The 245-nt window shown below is 70.2% G+C and carries 1 protein-coding gene; it reads left to right on the top strand.

The annotated features are described in order from the left end of the window. The coding region (locus tag SB660_RS22995) for an SMP-30/gluconolactonase/LRE family protein (RefSeq protein WP_410584842.1) at positions 1-230 on the top strand (230 nt) is incomplete at its 5' end. Positions 231-245 lie beyond the last annotated feature (15 nt).

The raw sequence follows: 245 nt of genomic DNA, 5'->3' as shown, positions 1-245 counted from the left end.
GCCTGGACGGCATGCGCTGCGACCCGGACGGCAACCTGTACATCGCCCGCTACGACGGCGCCCAGGTCGCCGTGCTCGCCCCGGACGGCAAGCTGGTGCGCACCATCAAGCTCAAGGGCCACAAGCCCAGCAACGTCACCTTCGACGGCGCGCAGGTGTTCGTCACCCTGCAGGACCGCGGCGCGATCGAGACCTTCTACGTCGATCCGCCGGCCAAGCCGGCCCCCTGAGCGGTTCAGCCCGAC

The sequence above is a fragment of the Bacillus sp. SIMBA_005 genome (assembly GCF_046535585.1).
GTDB classification, from domain to species: Bacteria; Bacillota; Bacilli; order Bacillales; family Bacillaceae; genus Bacillus; species Bacillus pumilus.
Note: the sequence above shows the minus strand (reverse complement) of the source record. Positions and strands in the feature narration are given on the sequence as shown.